The following is a 14,611-nucleotide window of genomic DNA, read 5'->3' as shown; positions in this document are numbered from 1 at the left end:
CGGTCATGCCCGAGCTGCCCGATGTCGAGGGCTTCCGCCAGGTGCTGGAGTCCTGCGCGAAGGGACGGGTCGTGCGGCGTGTCGAGGTACGGGACGCGGGCGTCCTGCACGGCGTCGGGATCCGGGGCCTGCGTGACGCGCTGGAGGGGCGGCGGTTCGGCACACCGGAGCGGCACGGCAAGTGGCTGCTCGCCCGCACCGGCGGCCCCACCCTCGTGCTGCATTTCGGCATGACCGGGCGACTGGTCTGCGCTCGTCCCGAGGACGCCGTCGAGGCCCACGACCGCGTGCTGTTCACACTGAGCGGCAACCGTCAGCTGCGCTTCCGTGACCAGCGCAAACTCCAGGGCCTGTGGCTGGCCCACGACGACTCCGATCTCGACCGGCTGCTTCGGCGGCAGGGCCCCGACGCCATGGCGGTGGACCGTGCGGAGTTCGAGGCCGTGCTCTCGTCGCGCCGCGGGCACCTGAAGACCGCGCTCACCGACCAGTCCGTCCTGGCCGGCCTCGGCAATCTGCTCGCCGACGAGATCCTCTGGCGCGCCCGGTTGCGCCCCGACCGCTGGGGGCGGGAGCTCACCCAGGACGACCGCCGTCGCCTGTACAGCGAGATGCGCAGAACCCTGCGGTCCGCCGTCAACGCCGGGTGCGTGCCACCGAGGGACTCCTGGCTCACCGGACACCGCGACGACCCCGACCCCAGGTGCCCGCGCTGCGGCAGCGGCCTGCGCCGGTCCCGGATGGCGGGCCGTGGCACGGTGTGGTGCCCGCGGTGCCAGCCGGACGGGTGATCAGGCCCGGGGAGGGGGGACTCGCCGAGCGCCAGGTCAGCCGGCGGCTGGGCCGGGCCGGTCAGTCGCCGGACCGCGTTGTTGACCAGGACCGACACCGGTCGCAGGGCCTGCTCCGTCTCGGCCAGGGCCCGCTGCCAGGCGTCCTCGCCGGTGACGTTCAGATGCGTGAAGCGGGCCCGGCCGCCGAGCTCGGCCGTCAGCCGCGCCCCCTCGTCGTCCGGATGCCAGGACCGACTGTGTGAACGGAATCCGCGCCAGCAGCCACCACCCGGACGGCCGGCCCGCATCGCGTTCTCCAGCAGGAACAGCCGCCCACGAGTCCCTGCTCGTCGAGGACGTGGATGTCGGTCTTCATCAGCGCCGCGGTCACCGCACAGCTGATCGCCGTCGCGGCACCCGGACACGCCGCCCGGGCCCGGCCCTCCCGGCGTCGCAGGGCGGCGACAGCGAGGGCCGGCCCGTGCGCGGCAGATGAAACGGCGCGTCAGCAGCGACGCGACGACGAGGGCCAGCGGCAGCTCCAGCACGAACAGCGGCTGCACCATCGTCAGCGGCCCGGTCGCCGGCGCCGGCGCCTGGCAGACGGCGGCGCCGATCACCGCGGCGATGCCGGCCGGCCAGAGGGGGCCGGCGCAGCGAGCCGGCGATCAGCCCGGCCCGGAGCCCCTGGGCCCTGATCGGTACGTGACCAGGTCAGCCCAGCTTCCTGAACAATCCCTCCTGCACGACCGACACGACCAGCCGGCCCTCACGGTCGTAGATCCGGCCCCGGGCCAGACCGCGGCCGCCGACCGCGATCGGCGACTCCTGGTCGTACAGCAGCCAGTCGTCCGCGCGGAACGGGCGGTGGAACCACATGGCGTGGTCCAGTGACGCCATGTCGAAGCCCCGCGGGCCCCACAGCGGCTCGACCGGGATGCGGACGGCGTCCAGGAGGGTCATGTCGCTGGCGTAGGTGAGGGCGCAGGTGTGGACGAGCGGGTCGTCGCCGAGCGGCCCGACCGCGCGCATCCACACGGCGCTGCGCGGCTCGGAGTCCGCGACCTCGTCGGTGGTCCAGCGCAGCCGGTCCACATAGCGGATGTCGAAGGGCTGGCGGCGGGCCATCCGCTCCAACTGCTCGGGCAGCGCGCCCAGGTGCTCCCGGATCTCGTCCGTGACCGTGGGCAGGGACTCCGGGTCCGGGACCGTGCGGGCGGGCGGCAGCTGGTGCTCGAAGCTGCCCTCCTCCGGCTTGTGGAAGGAGGCGGTGAGATTGAAGATCGTACGGCCCTGCTGCACGGCCGTGACCCGGCGGGTCGTGAACGACCGCCCGTCACGCACCCGCTCGACCTGGTAGACGATCGGCACGCCCGGTATGCCCGGGCGCAGGAAGTACGCGTGCAGCGAGTGCACGGGCCGGTCGCCGTCCGTGGTGCGGCCTGCGGCGACCATGGCCTGGCCCGCCACCTGGCCGCCGAAGACCCGCTGGAGGGACTCCTGCGGGCTGCGGCCACGGAAGATGTTCACCTCGATCTGCTCCAGATCGAGCAGGTCGACCAGTCTCTCGGCCGGGTTCGTCATCGGTGGGATTCTCCTGTGCTCGCTGCTGCCCGGCCGTTCACAACTGGCCGACGTCGGTGACGCGGACGACCGCCCGGCCCTCCGCGTCGGAGGCGGTGAGGTCGACCTCCGCGCTGATGCCCCAGTCGTGGTCGCCGTTCGGGTCGTGGAAGATCTGCCGGACCCGCCACAGCGCGTTCTCCGGCTCCTCCTCGATGAGCAGCAGCTTGGGGCCGCGGGCGTCGGGGCCGGTGCCGAGGTCGTCGTACTCGTCCCAGTACTTGTCCATCGCCTCGCCCCACGCGTCGGCGTCCCAGCCGGACTCCGCGTCCATCTCGCCGAGCTCCTCGACCTGGTCGAGGGCGGCCAGCTCGACCCGGCGGAACATGGCGTTGCGGACCAGGACGCGGAAGGCACGCGCGTTGGCCGTGACCGGTTTGACCTCGTCGGCCTTCTCCTGGGCCTCCTCGGCGGTCATCTCCTCCGGGTTGGCGAGCTGCTCCCACTCGTCCAGCAGGCTGGAGTCGACCTGGCGCACCATCTCGCCCAGCCACTCGATCAGGTCCTGCAGATCCTCGGACTTGAGGTCGTCCGGGACGGTGTGGTCGAGGGCCTTGTAGGCGCTGGCCAGGTAGCGCAGCACGATGCCCTCGGTGCGCGCCAGCTCGTAGTGGGACACCAACTCCGTGAAGGACAGCGCCCGTTCGTACATGTCACGGATGATCGACTTCGGGGACAGCGGATGGTCGCCGACCCAGGGGTGGCTCTTGCGGTACGTGTTGTACGCGTGGAAGAGCAGCTCCTCCAGCGGCTTCGGGTAGGTGATGTCCTGGAGGCGCTCCATGCGCTCCTCGTACTCGACGCCGTCCGCCTTCATCGCGGCCACGGCCTCGCCGCGCGCCTTGTTCTGCTGGGCGGCGAGGATCTGCCGCGGGTCGTCGAGCGTCGACTCCACCACGGACACCATGTCGAGCGCGTACGACGGCGATTCGGGGTCGAGCAGTTCGAACGCGGCGAGCGCGAACGTGGACAGCGGCTGGTTGAGCGCGAAGTCCTGCTGGAGGTCGACGGTGAGGCGGACGACGCGGCCGGTCGCGTCCGGCTCGTCGAGCTTCTCGACGATGCCGCCGTCCAGCAGCGAGCGGTAGATCGCGATGGCCCGGCGGATGTGCCGCAACTGCTGCTTGCGCGGCTCGTGGTTGTCCTCCAGCAGGTGGCGCATCGCCTCGAAGGCGTTGCCGGGGCGGGCGATCACCGACAGCAGCATCGTGTGCGTCACCCGGAACCGGGAGGTCAGCGGCTCCGGTTCGGAGGTGATGAGTTTCTCGAAGGTCTGCTCCGACCAGGCGACGAAGCCCTCCGGGGCTTTCTTGCGGACGACCTTGCGGCGCTTCTTCGGATCGTCACCGGCCTTGGCGAGCGCCTTCTCGTTCTCGACGACGTGCTCGGGCGCCTGCGCGACGACGAAGCCCTCCGTGTCGTAACCGGCCCGCCCGGCACGGCCCGCGATCTGATGGAACTCCCGGGCGCGCAGGGTGCGTACGCGGGTGCCGTCGTACTTGGTGAGGGCCGTGAACAGCACCGTGCGGATGGGCACGTTGACGCCCACGCCGAGGGTGTCCGTACCGCAGATGACCTTCAGCAGGCCGGCCTGCGCGAGCTTCTCCACCAGGCGGCGGTACTTGGGCAGCATGCCCGCGTGATGGACGCCGATGCCGTGCCGGACGTAACGGGAGAGGTTGCGGCCGAACTTGGTGGTGAAGCGGAAGTTGCCGATCAGCTCGGCGATCTGCTCCTTCTCCTCACGCGAGCACATGTTGATGCTCATGAGCGCCTGTGCCCGCTCCACGGCCTGCGCCTGCGTGAAGTGCACGATGTAGACGGGCGCCTGCCGGGCAGCCAGCAGGTCCGTGAGCGTCTCCGTGAGTGGCGTGTAGCGGTACTCGTACGACAGGGGCACGGGGCGGGTCGCCGAGCGGACCACCGCCGTCGGGCGGCCGGTGCGGCGGGTGAGGTCCTTCTCGAAGAAGGACACGTCGCCCAGCGTCGCCGACATCAGCACGAACTGCGCCTGCGGCAGCTCCAGGATCGGGATCTGCCAGGCCCAGCCGCGGTCGCCCTCCGCGTAGAAGTGGAACTCGTCCATCACGACCTGGCCGACATCCGCCTGCTTGCCGTCGCGCAGCGCGATCGACGCGAGCACCTCGGCGGTGCAGCAGATCACGGGAGCGTCGGAGTTGACGGACGCGTCGCCGGTCAGCATGCCGACGTTCTCCGTGCCGAAGATCTTGCACAGTTCGAAGAACTTCTCCGACACCAGCGCCTTGATGGGGGCGGTGTAGAAGGTGACCTCGTCCCGGGCCAGCGCGGCGAAGTGCGCACCCGCCGCGATCATGCTCTTGCCGGAGCCGGTGGGCGTCGACACGATCACGTTCGCGCCGGAGACCACCTCGATCAGCGCCTCCTCCTGGTGGGGATAGAGCGTGAGACCCCGCTCACCGGCCCACGACTCGAAGGCTTCGTACAGGGCGTCGGGGTCGGCGGTCCGCGGCAGCTGATCGATGAGGGTCACGCCCCCCATCTTGCCTGGCCTCCCGCCCGATGCGGGAATCGGCTGCGGGCGCGAAGATCGCGAACGCTACGCTGTGTCGCCGACGGGATGTCAGCGCGCCGGTCAACTGGACAGCGGTACACGAGGAATGGGGCGGGCCACGCCGATGATGGGACCAGCACACTCACTGTCGGGCGCCGCCGCCTGGCTCGGCGTCGGTGCGGCGGCCGCCGCGGCCGGGCACCCGATGCCCTGGCCGGTCCTCCTCGTCGGCGCCCTGGTCTGCGCCGGTGCCGCGCTCGCCCCGGACCTCGACCACAAGGCGGCCACCATCTCCCGGTCCTTCGGACCGCTGTCGCGCTGGCTGTGCGAGATCGTCGACAAGTTGTCGTACGCCGTCTACAAGGCCACCAAGAAGCAGGGCGACCCGCGTCGCTCCGGCGGGCACCGGACGCTCACGCACACCTGGCTGTGGGCGGTCCTGATCGGTGCGGGCACCTCGGTCGTGGCGATCACCAGCGACCGCTGGGGGGTGCTGGCGATCCTCTTCGTGCACCTGGTGCTGGCCATCGAGGGCCTGCTGTGGCGGGCGGCGCGCGGCTCCAGCAGCGACGTCCTGGTGTGGCTGCTGGCCGCGGCCACCGCGTGGATCCTCGCGGGCGTCCTGGACAAGCCGGGCAACGGCGCGGACTGGCTGTTCACGGCGCCGGGGCAGGAGTACCTCTGGCTGGGGCTGCCGGTCGTGCTGGGGGCGCTCGTGCACGACCTCGGGGACGCGCTCACCGTCTCGGGGTGCCCGGTCCTGTGGCCCATACCGGTGGGGCGCAAGCGCTGGTACCCGGTCGGGCCGCCGAAGGCCCTGCGGTTCCGGGCGGGCAGCTGGGTCGAGCTCAGGGTGCTGATGCCGGTGTTCATGCTGCTCGGCGGGGTGGGCTGCGCGGCGGCGCTCAACGTCATCTGAACGCCGGCCGAGCTCACGCCGGGGGACAGGGCTCAGCGGCCGCCGTACCGCCGCTCGAACGCGGCGACCCGGCCCTCCGAGTCCACCGTGCGGGCCTTGCCCGTGTAGAAGGGGTGGCTCTCCGAGGAGATCTCCACGTCCACGACGGGATAGGTCTCGCCGTCGTCCCACTCGATGGTCTGGTCGCTGGTCGCGGTGGACCGGGTCAGGAACGCGTACCCGGCGGCGCGGTCGCGGAAGACGACGGGGTGGTAGTCGGGGTGCTTGTCCTGCTGCATGGCTGCTCCTCGCGCGGCTCGGGTCGGTTCTGCGATCAGCCGGACAGGGTGTCCTCGTCGACGATGTGCACGGCTGCCTCCTCGGCCGACGCCGCCGCGCCGTCGATGCCCACGTCCAAGGCGACCAGGGCGCTCTCCTCGTCCTCGTGCGCACCCTCGTCGGGGGCGACGAGCCGGCCGGAGCGGGCGGCGCCGACCTCGTTGTCCAGGAGTTCCCCGTCGGTGCCCTGGCAGTCCCCGAGACCGTCACCGTCCGGGGCGACGGGCTCCGGCAGCTCCTCGGCGAGCCGCTGGTCCAGCGTCTCGCCCTGCCGCCGCTCCGCCGCCGTGACGCCCCTGTGCTCCACGGCCCAGGGCCGCTCGGGAGGGGACCAGCCCCGGTCGAGGGGATCGTCGACGCCGTCGTACTCCAGGGTGTCCTCGGCGTCGAGCAGCCCCGTGTCCTCTCTCTGCTCGGATGGTTCCGGCTGGTAGACGTCGTCTCCCCAGCCGTCGGAGCTCTTCACGGGTACCTCCAGGGGGTGGGGCGGGCCCGTTCACACCGGGGCCCGCGCCGGGCCGCCGCCACACGGAGCACTGACGCCGCCCGCCGCCGAACCGCTGCCGCGGTTCCCGGGCGTTTCCCCGAGCCGGTGCCTGTCTCCAGCCTTCCACCCCGCCTCACCACCGCGCAACGCCACGGACCACCTCCGGCGGTCCGACCAGGAGGCGGGACCGACCGGGCCCGGCTGCCCCCGGGGCCGGGCTGCCCCGGGCCCGGGGCCCGAGCCGTCCTGGGCCGCACTGCCCCGGGCCCGGGCCGCCGAGAAGGGGCCCGTCTCACAACCCCCTCGGCACCCGATCGTCACCCATGCCACGACCTCCACAGCGCCGCATAAGCCCCGTCCGCCGTCACCAGTTCCTCGTGGCTGCCCAGTTCGCTGATGCGGCCGTTCTCGACGACGGCGATGACGTCCGCGTCGTGGGCGGTGTGGAGGCGGTGGGCGATGGCGACGACGGTGCGGCCGTCGAGGACCTTGGCCAGGGATCGTTCCAGGTGGCGGGCGGCGCGCGGGTCGAGCAGGGACGTCGCCTCGTCCAGGACGAGGGTGTGCGGGTCGGCCAGCACCAGGCGGGCCAGGGCGATCTGCTGGGCCTGGGCGGGAGTGACCGTCAGGCCGCCCGAGCCGACCTCGGTGTCCAGGCCGTCGTCGAGCGCCCGGGCCCAGCCGTCCGCGTCGACCGCGCCCAGCGCCGCCCACAGCTCGGCATCGTCCGCGCCGGTCCGGGCGAGCCGGAGGTTGTCGCGCAGGGAGCCCACGAAGACGTGGTGCTCCTGGTTGACGAGGGCGACATGGGCGCGGACGCGTTCCGCGGGCATCCGGGACAGCTCGGCGCTGCCCAGCGTGATCCGGCCGTCCCGGGGCGCGTAGATCCCCGCGAGCAGCCGGCCCAGTGTCGACTTGCCCGCACCCGAGGGGCCGACCAGGGCCAGCCGGGTGCCGGGCGCGACCTCCAGTGACACCTTGCGCAGGACGTCCACGCCCTCCAGGTAACCGAAGTGCACGCGGTCGGCGTGCACGCGGCGTCCGTCGGGGGACACAGAGGGGTCGCCGGCGTCCGGCTCGATGTCCCGGACCCCGACGAGCCGGGCCAACGACACCTGGGCGACCTGGAGCTCGTCGTACCAGCGCAGGATCATGCCGACCGGGTCGACGAGCATCTGGGCGATCAGCGCGCCCGTCGTGAGCTGGCCGACGTCGATCCAGCCGTGCAGGGCGAACACACCGCCGACCAGGAGGACCGAGGCGAGCACGGTCACGTGCGTGACGTTGATGACCGGGAAGAGCACCGACCGCAGCCACAACGTGTAGCGCTCCCAGGCCGTCCATTCCCTGATCCGGCGCTCGGACAGCGCGACGCGCCGGTCACCGAGGCGGTGTGCCTCGACGGTGCGCCCGGCGTCCACGGTCTCGGCGAGCGCGGCGGCCACGGCCGCGTACCCGGCGGCCTCCGAGCGGTAGGCGGCCGGTGCCCGCCGGAAGTACCAGCGGCAGCCGACGATCAGCAGCGGCAGGGCGAGCAGCACGGCGAGTGCCAGCGGCGGCGCCGTGACGACCAGCCCGCCCATCAGCAGCACCACCCACACCACGCCGATCGACAGCTGCGGTACGGCCTCGCGCATGGCGTTGGCCAGCCGGTCGACGTCCGTGGTGATCCGCGACAGCAGATCGCCGGTGCCGGCCCGCTCCAGCACGCCGGGCGGCAGTCCCACCGACCGGACGAGGAAGTCCTCGCGCAGGTCGGCCAGCATCCGCTCGCCGAGCATCGCGCCGCGCAGCCGTACCTCGCGGACGAACAGGGCGTGGACGGCCAGTGCCGCCACGAACAGTCCCGCGGTGAGTTCCAGCCGGAGGTCCCGCGCCCCGTCGGACACCCGCTCCACGACTCCGCCCAGCAGCCACGGACCGGCCATGGAGGCGACGACGGCGACCGTGTTGACGACGACGAGCAGCAGGAACGCCCGGCGGTGCCGGCGCAGCAGCTCGGCCACGTAGGCGCGGACGGTCGTGGGGGCGCCGACCGGCAGGGTGTTCGCCGTCGTCGGGGCGGCCGGGTCGTACGCCGGTGGCGCCACGCCGATCATGCCTTCTCCTCGATCTCTTCCAGTTCTTGCAGGACGTCGTGTTCTCGAAGCGATTCGTGTTCTTGAAGCGCTTGGTGTTCTTGAATCGATTCGTGTTCTTGAAGGCGGGCGGTCTCCTCGTCCGTCTCGCGGGTGACCACCGCCCGGTAGCGGGGCTCGGTGTGCAGCAGCTCGCGATGCGTGCCGGCCGCCGCGACCTCGCCGTCGTGCAGGAACACCACCCGGTCGGCGCGGTCCAGCAGCAGCGGCGAGGAGGTGAACACCACGGTCGTGCGCCCCGCGCGCAGCTCCCGCACGCCCTGCGCGATCCGGGCCTCGGTGTGCGAGTCGACGGCCGAGGTCGGCTCGTCGAGGACGAGCACCTCCGGGTCCGTGATCAGCGACCGGGCGAGCGCGAGCCGCTGGCGCTGGCCGCCGGACAGGGACCGGCCGCGTTCGGTGATCCGCGCGTCCATGGGGTCGGCGGCGTCCACCGAGCCCTGCACCAGCGCCGCCAGCACGTCGTCGCACTGCGCGGCGGCCAGCGCCGCCCGCGGTTCGACGGCGCCCGACGCGGGTACGTCGAGCAGTTCGCGCAGCGAGCCGGACAGCAGCACGGGGTCCTTGTCCTGGACGAGGACGGCCGTACGGGCGCTGTCCAGCGGGAGCTCGTCGAGCGGCACACCGCCGAGCAGCACCGAGGTGCCCTCCTGCGGCGGATGCCCGCCCAGCCGTTCCGCGAGCCGGCCGGCCGCGTCCGGGTCGCCGCACACCACGGCGGTGAGCCGGCCGGAGCTCGCGAGCAGCCCGGTGTCCGGGTCGTACAGATCCCCGGACGGGAGCTCGGCCCCGCGCGACCCGGCGGTGTCGGTGGCCCGCTCCAGCGCCAGCACGCCCGCGGCCCGTTTGGCGGACGGCCGGGAGAAGGAGTACGCCATGGCGATCTCCTCGAAGTGCCGCAGCGGATAGGTGAGGACCATCACCGAGCTGTAGACGGTGACCAGTTCGCCGACGGTGATCCGGCCCTGGCGCGCCAGGTGCACGCCGTACCAGACGACGGCGATGAGCAGCAGGCCCGGCAGCAGGACCTGGATCGCGGAGATCAGGGACCACATCCGGGCGCTGCGCACCGCCGCCTGCCGGACCTCCTGGGAGGCGCGGCGGTAGCGGTCGAGGAACAGTTCCTCACCGCCGATGCCGCGCAGCACGCGCAGGCCGGCGACGGTGTCCGAGGCGAGCTCGGTGGCGCGTCCGGCCTTCTCGCGCTGCACGTCGGCACGCCGGGTGGCGCGGGGCAGCAGGGGCAGCACGGCGAGCGCCAGCACGGGCAGCCCCACGGCGACGACCACGCCGAGGGCGGGCTGGTAGACCAGCAGCGCGACGCAGACCAGCACGATGGTGACCAAAGCCGCGGTGAACCGCGACCAGGCCTCCACGAACCAGCCGATCTTCTCGACGTCACCCGTGGAGACCGCCACGACCTCACCGGCCGCGACACGCCGGGTCAGCGCCGAGCCCAACTGGGCGGCCTTGCGGGCGAGCAGCTGCTGGACGCGGGCGGCCGCCGTGATCCAGTTGGTGATGGCGGTGCGGTGCAGGAAGGTGTCGCCGACGGCGTTGCCCAGGCAGGCCAGCACCAGCAGGCCGCCCGCCAGGGCGAGTTGCCCGCCGGAGCGGTCGACGACGGCCTGTACGGCGACGCCGACGCAGAACGGCAGCGCGGCGACGGAGGCGAAGTGCAGCAGCCCCCAGGCCAGTGACTTGAGCTGCCCGTCCAGCTGGTTGCGGAAGAGCCACCACAGGAATCGGGGACCCGAACGCGCGTCCGGCACGCCCGGGTCGGGGTACGGAAGGTCTTGAATCTGCATGACGTCCCAGTGGCTCGTGTCAGGGGGGATGTGGGAATGGGGGGATGGGGCTCGGCCGAAGGCAGCAAACCGTGACAGGTTCGCGTCGCCACGTGGTCGGAGGCAACCGGTTTTCGACCCACCGAACGGAACCGGCCGACAGGGGTGGGAAGGGGGTTGTCCAGGCGGGCCGGTGCTCATTGCGCCAGGCGGCGGACTCCCCGTAGAACACGGCCCATGAAGAGACGGATCGTCATGTCCATGCTTGCCGGAGCGACCCTTCTGGCGAGCACCCTCCTCGGGGCCGGTCCCGCCCGTGCGGCCGACGTCCCCGCCGAGTTCGGCACCGACTGGCACGACCCGGTCACGGCCGCCCCGCCCGTCACCAGGCCCGGCGGAAGGTCCTGCGAAGTCACCGTGGCCCGCGCGCAGTTCCGCGACTTCACCCCGTACCGGGGGACGTACACCCCGCCGGGCGACTGCGGTGACCGCTGGAGCAAGGTGGTGCTGCGGCTCGACGGCAAGGTCAAGGGGCGCCAGTACGACCGGCTCGGCTATCTGCGCGTCGGCGGGGTCGAGATCTTCCGTACGTCGACACCGCAGCCCTCGCCCGACGGCATCGAGTGGTCGGTGGAGAAGGACGTCACCCGCTACAGCGACACATTCCGCGGCCGCCGGGACGTCGAGATGCTCATCGGGAACGTCGTCGACGACACCTACACGGGCGTCCTCGACGTCAACGTCACGCTGACGTTCCACCAAGGCCGTCCTGACGGGAAGAACAGCCCCGACAGGGTCCTCACCCTCGGCCGGGGGACCGACGGCGCGACCACCCTCACGACCCCGCGCAACAGCGAACGCCTCGTCGCGGAGGTGTACGCCACCGGCTCCGGCGGTGGCTGCGAGGAGTACTGGTACCTGACGGTGCCCGACGCGGCACCGTACTCCTGCAAGGCGGGGCAAGGCCCCTACCGCGAGGTGCAGATCAGCGTGGACGGCCGGCTCGCGGGCATTGCCGCACCGTTCCCCACCGTGTGGACCGGCGGCTGGTCCAACCCGTTCCTCTGGTACGTGATCCCGGGCCCGCGCGCCTTCGACATCAAGCCGATCACCTACGACCTCACCCCCTTCGCCGGGCTCCTCAACGACGGCCGCCCGCACCGCGTCGAGGTCTCGGTCGTCGGCGTGCCCGAGGGGCAGACCGGCTGGAGCACGCCCGTGAACGTCCTCGTCTGGCAGGACGAGCAGCGCGCCCACGTTCCCGGGAAGCTCACCGCGCACCGGGCGGGCGACCTCGCCGACTCCTCGTCGTACACACCCGGTTCGGAGCATCGGGTCGACACCGAGGGTGCCCACCGGCTGACCGTCGCCGGATACGTCGACACCTCGCACGGCCGCGTCACGACCACCGTCGCCCGTTCGCTCGCCCACACCTCCGAGCACCGCTGGACGGACGGCGAGACGACCGACGCCCTCGAAGCCACCTGGACCGACGACGAGTCGGTGACCGTCGGCGGACGCGGACCGGCCCACACCACCCGCACTCACCGGACCAACACGATGGACGGTACGACCACCCTCGGCACGGGCGATCGGCTGCGCACCGTGCTGACCCTCGGCGACCGCGCCACGGCCGTCGAGACGCGCGGCGGCCGTCGTACGGCGTGGTCACGGCTCGACGACTCCTATACGGGCGAGGCCACGTACACGGCGAACGTGCCCCGCGACCAGCGGCACGCGGTCGGCACGACGCGTGAGCGCTACCGGCTGCACGGCTCGCACGGGTGCTACGACCGCACGCTGACCACCGTGCAGGGGGTGCTCACCGGGGACCGCCGTCGTTGCTGAAGGGGCATGTGTGGCGCATGTGACATGCATCACTTAGGGCGCTTTTACTTGGCTGAAACGTTGCGGTCTTGTGCGCGATCAAGACAGCCTCCAGAGTGTACGGCTACGGAAGCCGCTTTCCGTATTGCAGAAGTCCCCTCCGGCCTCTGTGTGTCCCGTCCCCCTAGGAGGCCTCGTGCCACCGTCCGTACCGTCCCTATCGCGGCGCGTCGCACGCACCCTGCGTACCTCACTCTTCGCGCAAGTCCTCTGCGCGCTCGTCCTCGGAATCCTCGTCGGGAAGCTGTGGCCGGATACGGCCACAGCTCTCCAGCCGCTCGGCGACGGTTTCACCCGGCTCATCAAGACGGTGATCTCGCCTCTGGTCTTCTGCGTGGTCGTCGTTGGCATCGCCAAGGCCGGTGACCTGAAGGCGTTCGGCCGGATCGGCGTCAAGGCCCTGATCTGGTTCGAGGTCGCCTCCACGGCGGCCCTGGTCATCGGCCTCGTCGCCGCCAATGTCGTCGGCCCCGGCAAGGGCATGAACGTCGACCCCGCCTCGCTGGACGCCGCCGCGGTGGACCAGACGACGGGCGGTGGTCATCTGCCCTCGACGACCGAGTTCGCCCTCAACGCGCTGCCCGAGAGTTTCGTCGGCGCCTTCGCCGAGAACGAACTGCTCCAAGTCCTCATCCTGGCCTGCCTGGTGGGCGCCGCCCTGCTGCACCTCGGACACACCAGGGTGCCGAAGATCCTGCCCGCCATCGACCAGGCCCAGGACGTGATCTTCACGGTCGTCGGGTTCATCATGCGACTCGCCCCGCTCGCGGTGTTCGGCGCGATGGCCCACCTGGTCGGTAACTACGGGCTGGGCGTGATGAAGACGTACGCCAAGCTCATCGTGCTCTGCTACGTGGCGGCCGCGCTGTTCGTCGCCCTGCTCGCCGTCGCCCTGCGGATGGTGACCGGGCTCAGCCTCTGGAAGTTCCTGCGCTACATCCGCGAGGAGATGCTGCTCGCGCTCGGCACCGCGTCCACCGAATCGGTCATGCCGCGTGTGATGCAGAAGCTGCGCCGGGCCGGCGCCCGCGACGACGCGGTGGGTCTGGTACTGCCCACGGGCTACTCCTTCAACCTCGACGGCGCCTCGCTCTACCTGTCGATCGGCACGCTGTTCATCGCCCAGGCTGTGGGCGTGGATCTGAGCCTGGGGCAGCAGATCACCGTGGTCCTGGTGCTGATGCTCACCAGCAAGGGCATGGCGGGCATCCCCGGTTCGGCGTTCCTCGCCCTGTCCGCGACGGCCTCGTCCCTGGGCGCCATCCCGGCCGGAGCCGTCGCCCTGCTGCTCGGCGTGGACCGCATCATGGACTCGATGCGCGTCGTCACGAACCTGCTCGGCAACTGCGTCGCGGTGTTCGCGGTGTCCCGCTGGGAGGGCGCGCTGGACATCGAGCGGGCCAGGAAGACGCTCGACGGGGAGGACACGTCCGACCCCGATGACGAGCTGGACGGCGGTGGCGGCGAGGGGGACATCGAGGCCTCCGCGGCGGTGAACCCGGCGCCGGGCATCCCCACCCAGAAGCCCAAGGAACCCGCCCCCGAGGTCAGTTGAGCCGAAGCGACCGGCACCGAACGGGCCGCGGCCACCGCTCCAGCAGGAGAGCGGCGACCGCGGCCCGTTTCGTGCGCCGGGTCCTCAACGCGCCTCAGGCCCTCAGCACCGCGCCACCGGCGCCCCGTCGATCAGCGTGTTCAGCAACCCCCCGAGTGCCTCGCGCTGTTCGTCCGTCAGCGGCGCGAGAATCTCCTCCGCGGCCGACCGGCGCGCCGCCCGCAGTTCGCCCAGCGCCTTGCGGCCGTCGTCCGTGAGCTCGATACGGATCACCCGCCGGTTCGCCGGGTCGGGGACCCGCCGCACCTTGCCGCTCGCCTCCAGCCCGTCGACCAGGGTCGTCACGGCCCGCGGCACCACCTCCAGGCGCTCGGCCAGGTCGGCCATCCGCGGTGGCGAGCCCCAGTGCGCGAGGGTGCGCAGCAGCCGGGACTGGGCCGGTGTGATGCCGAGGTCGCGCTGCTCCAGATGGTGCTTCTGGATGCGGTGCACCCGGCGGGTGAGCCGCAGCAACTGCTCGGCGAGCAGGCCGTCGGAATCGGGGGAGGTCATGCGGGAACAATATCAGGATGATGTTCATTGTGAGTATAG

At 71.8% G+C, this 14,611-nt stretch carries 11 protein-coding genes; 4 read left to right on the top strand and 7 right to left on the bottom strand.

Annotated features, from left to right (window positions below; all coding sequences use genetic code 11):
• The first annotated feature begins 5 nt into the window (after positions 1–5).
• Positions 6–791, top strand: coding sequence for an Fpg/Nei family DNA glycosylase (locus QF034_RS05170; protein ID WP_307173808.1), 786 nt, complete (start codon positions 6–8; stop codon positions 789–791).
• Between the two features lie 696 nt (positions 792–1,487).
• Here QF034_RS05170 and QF034_RS05165 read toward each other — a convergent pair.
• Positions 1,488–2,357: an acyl-CoA thioesterase gene (locus QF034_RS05165; protein ID WP_307173807.1), complete on the bottom strand. Its 870-nt coding sequence runs from the start codon at positions 2,355–2,357 to the stop codon at positions 1,488–1,490.
• Positions 2,358–2,394: 37 nt separating this feature from the next.
• Positions 2,395–4,908, bottom strand: a complete 2,514-nt coding sequence (locus tag QF034_RS05160) for a DEAD/DEAH box helicase (RefSeq protein WP_307173806.1) — start codon at positions 4,906–4,908, stop codon at positions 2,395–2,397.
• A 145-nt stretch (positions 4,909–5,053) separates the two neighbouring features.
• On the opposite strand from QF034_RS05160, the gene QF034_RS05155 reads away from it, so the two are divergent.
• Positions 5,054–5,848, top strand: coding sequence for a metal-dependent hydrolase (locus QF034_RS05155; protein ID WP_307173805.1), 795 nt, complete (start codon positions 5,054–5,056; stop codon positions 5,846–5,848).
• A 32-nt stretch (positions 5,849–5,880) separates the two neighbouring features.
• Here QF034_RS05155 and QF034_RS05150 read toward each other — a convergent pair whose 3' ends face one another.
• The 4 genes from QF034_RS05150 to QF034_RS05135 all read right to left on the bottom strand — a co-directional run bounded on the left by QF034_RS05150 (position 5,881) and on the right by QF034_RS05135 (position 10,599).
• Positions 5,881–6,126 (bottom strand): type B 50S ribosomal protein L31, encoded by a 246-nt coding sequence (locus QF034_RS05150; protein WP_086563794.1) that lies wholly within the window; start codon positions 6,124–6,126, stop codon positions 5,881–5,883.
• A gap of 35 nt (positions 6,127–6,161) precedes the next feature.
• A complete protein-coding gene (locus QF034_RS05145; protein WP_307173804.1) occupies positions 6,162–6,632 on the bottom strand; it encodes a DUF5709 domain-containing protein in 471 nt (156 codons plus the stop codon).
• Between the two features lie 338 nt (positions 6,633–6,970).
• On the bottom strand, positions 6,971–8,752 hold the full coding sequence (locus QF034_RS05140; RefSeq protein ID WP_307173803.1) for an ABC transporter ATP-binding protein: 1,782 nt from the start codon (positions 8,750–8,752) through the stop codon (positions 6,971–6,973).
• Positions 8,749–10,599, bottom strand: a complete 1,851-nt coding sequence (locus QF034_RS05135) for an ABC transporter ATP-binding protein (protein ID WP_307173802.1) — start codon at positions 10,597–10,599, stop codon at positions 8,749–8,751. Before QF034_RS05135 ends, QF034_RS05140 begins: the two co-directional genes overlap by 4 nt.
• A 216-nt stretch (positions 10,600–10,815) precedes the next feature.
• Here QF034_RS05135 and QF034_RS05130 point away from each other — a divergent pair, with 216 nt between their 5' ends.
• The gene (locus tag QF034_RS05130; RefSeq protein WP_307173801.1) at positions 10,816–12,426 is read left to right on the top strand and encodes a peptide-N4-asparagine amidase; all 1,611 of its coding nucleotides are present in this window, start codon (positions 10,816–10,818) and stop codon (positions 12,424–12,426) included.
• 175 nt (positions 12,427–12,601) lie between these two features.
• A complete protein-coding gene (locus tag QF034_RS05125) occupies positions 12,602–14,020 on the top strand; it encodes a cation:dicarboxylate symporter family transporter (RefSeq protein WP_307173800.1) in 1,419 nt (472 codons plus the stop codon).
• Positions 14,021–14,122: 102 nt separating this feature from the next.
• Here QF034_RS05125 and QF034_RS05120 read toward each other — a convergent pair whose 3' ends face one another.
• Positions 14,123–14,572: a MarR family winged helix-turn-helix transcriptional regulator gene (locus QF034_RS05120; protein WP_307173799.1), complete on the bottom strand. Its 450-nt coding sequence runs from the start codon at positions 14,570–14,572 to the stop codon at positions 14,123–14,125.
• Positions 14,573–14,611 lie beyond the last annotated feature (39 nt).

This window comes from Streptomyces africanus, assembly GCF_030816955.1.
GTDB lineage: Bacteria > Actinomycetota > Actinomycetes > Streptomycetales > Streptomycetaceae > Streptomyces > Streptomyces africanus.
The sequence above is the reverse complement of the archived record's forward strand: the minus strand, read 5'-3'. Positions and strand labels throughout refer to the sequence as shown.

What these genes read in the sequence shown, in the direction of transcription:
- QF034_RS05150 (WP_086563794.1), bottom strand. Translation starts at nt 6,126, where the DNA reads ATGCAGCAGGACAAGCACCCCGACTACCACCCCGTCGTCTTCCGCGAC.
- QF034_RS05140 (WP_307173803.1), bottom strand. Translation starts at nt 8,752, where the DNA reads ATGATCGGCGTGGCGCCACCGGCGTACGACCCGGCCGCCCCGACGACG.
- QF034_RS05170 (WP_307173808.1), top strand. Translation starts at nt 6, where the DNA reads ATGCCCGAGCTGCCCGATGTCGAGGGCTTCCGCCAGGTGCTGGAGTCC.
- QF034_RS05120 (WP_307173799.1), bottom strand. Translation starts at nt 14,572, where the DNA reads ATGACCTCCCCCGATTCCGACGGCCTGCTCGCCGAGCAGTTGCTGCGG.
- QF034_RS05135 (WP_307173802.1), bottom strand. Translation starts at nt 10,599, where the DNA reads ATGCAGATTCAAGACCTTCCGTACCCCGACCCGGGCGTGCCGGACGCG.
- QF034_RS05155 (WP_307173805.1), top strand. Translation starts at nt 5,054, where the DNA reads ATGATGGGACCAGCACACTCACTGTCGGGCGCCGCCGCCTGGCTCGGC.
- QF034_RS05165 (WP_307173807.1), bottom strand. Translation starts at nt 2,357, where the DNA reads ATGACGAACCCGGCCGAGAGACTGGTCGACCTGCTCGATCTGGAGCAG.
- QF034_RS05130 (WP_307173801.1), top strand. Translation starts at nt 10,816, where the DNA reads ATGAAGAGACGGATCGTCATGTCCATGCTTGCCGGAGCGACCCTTCTG.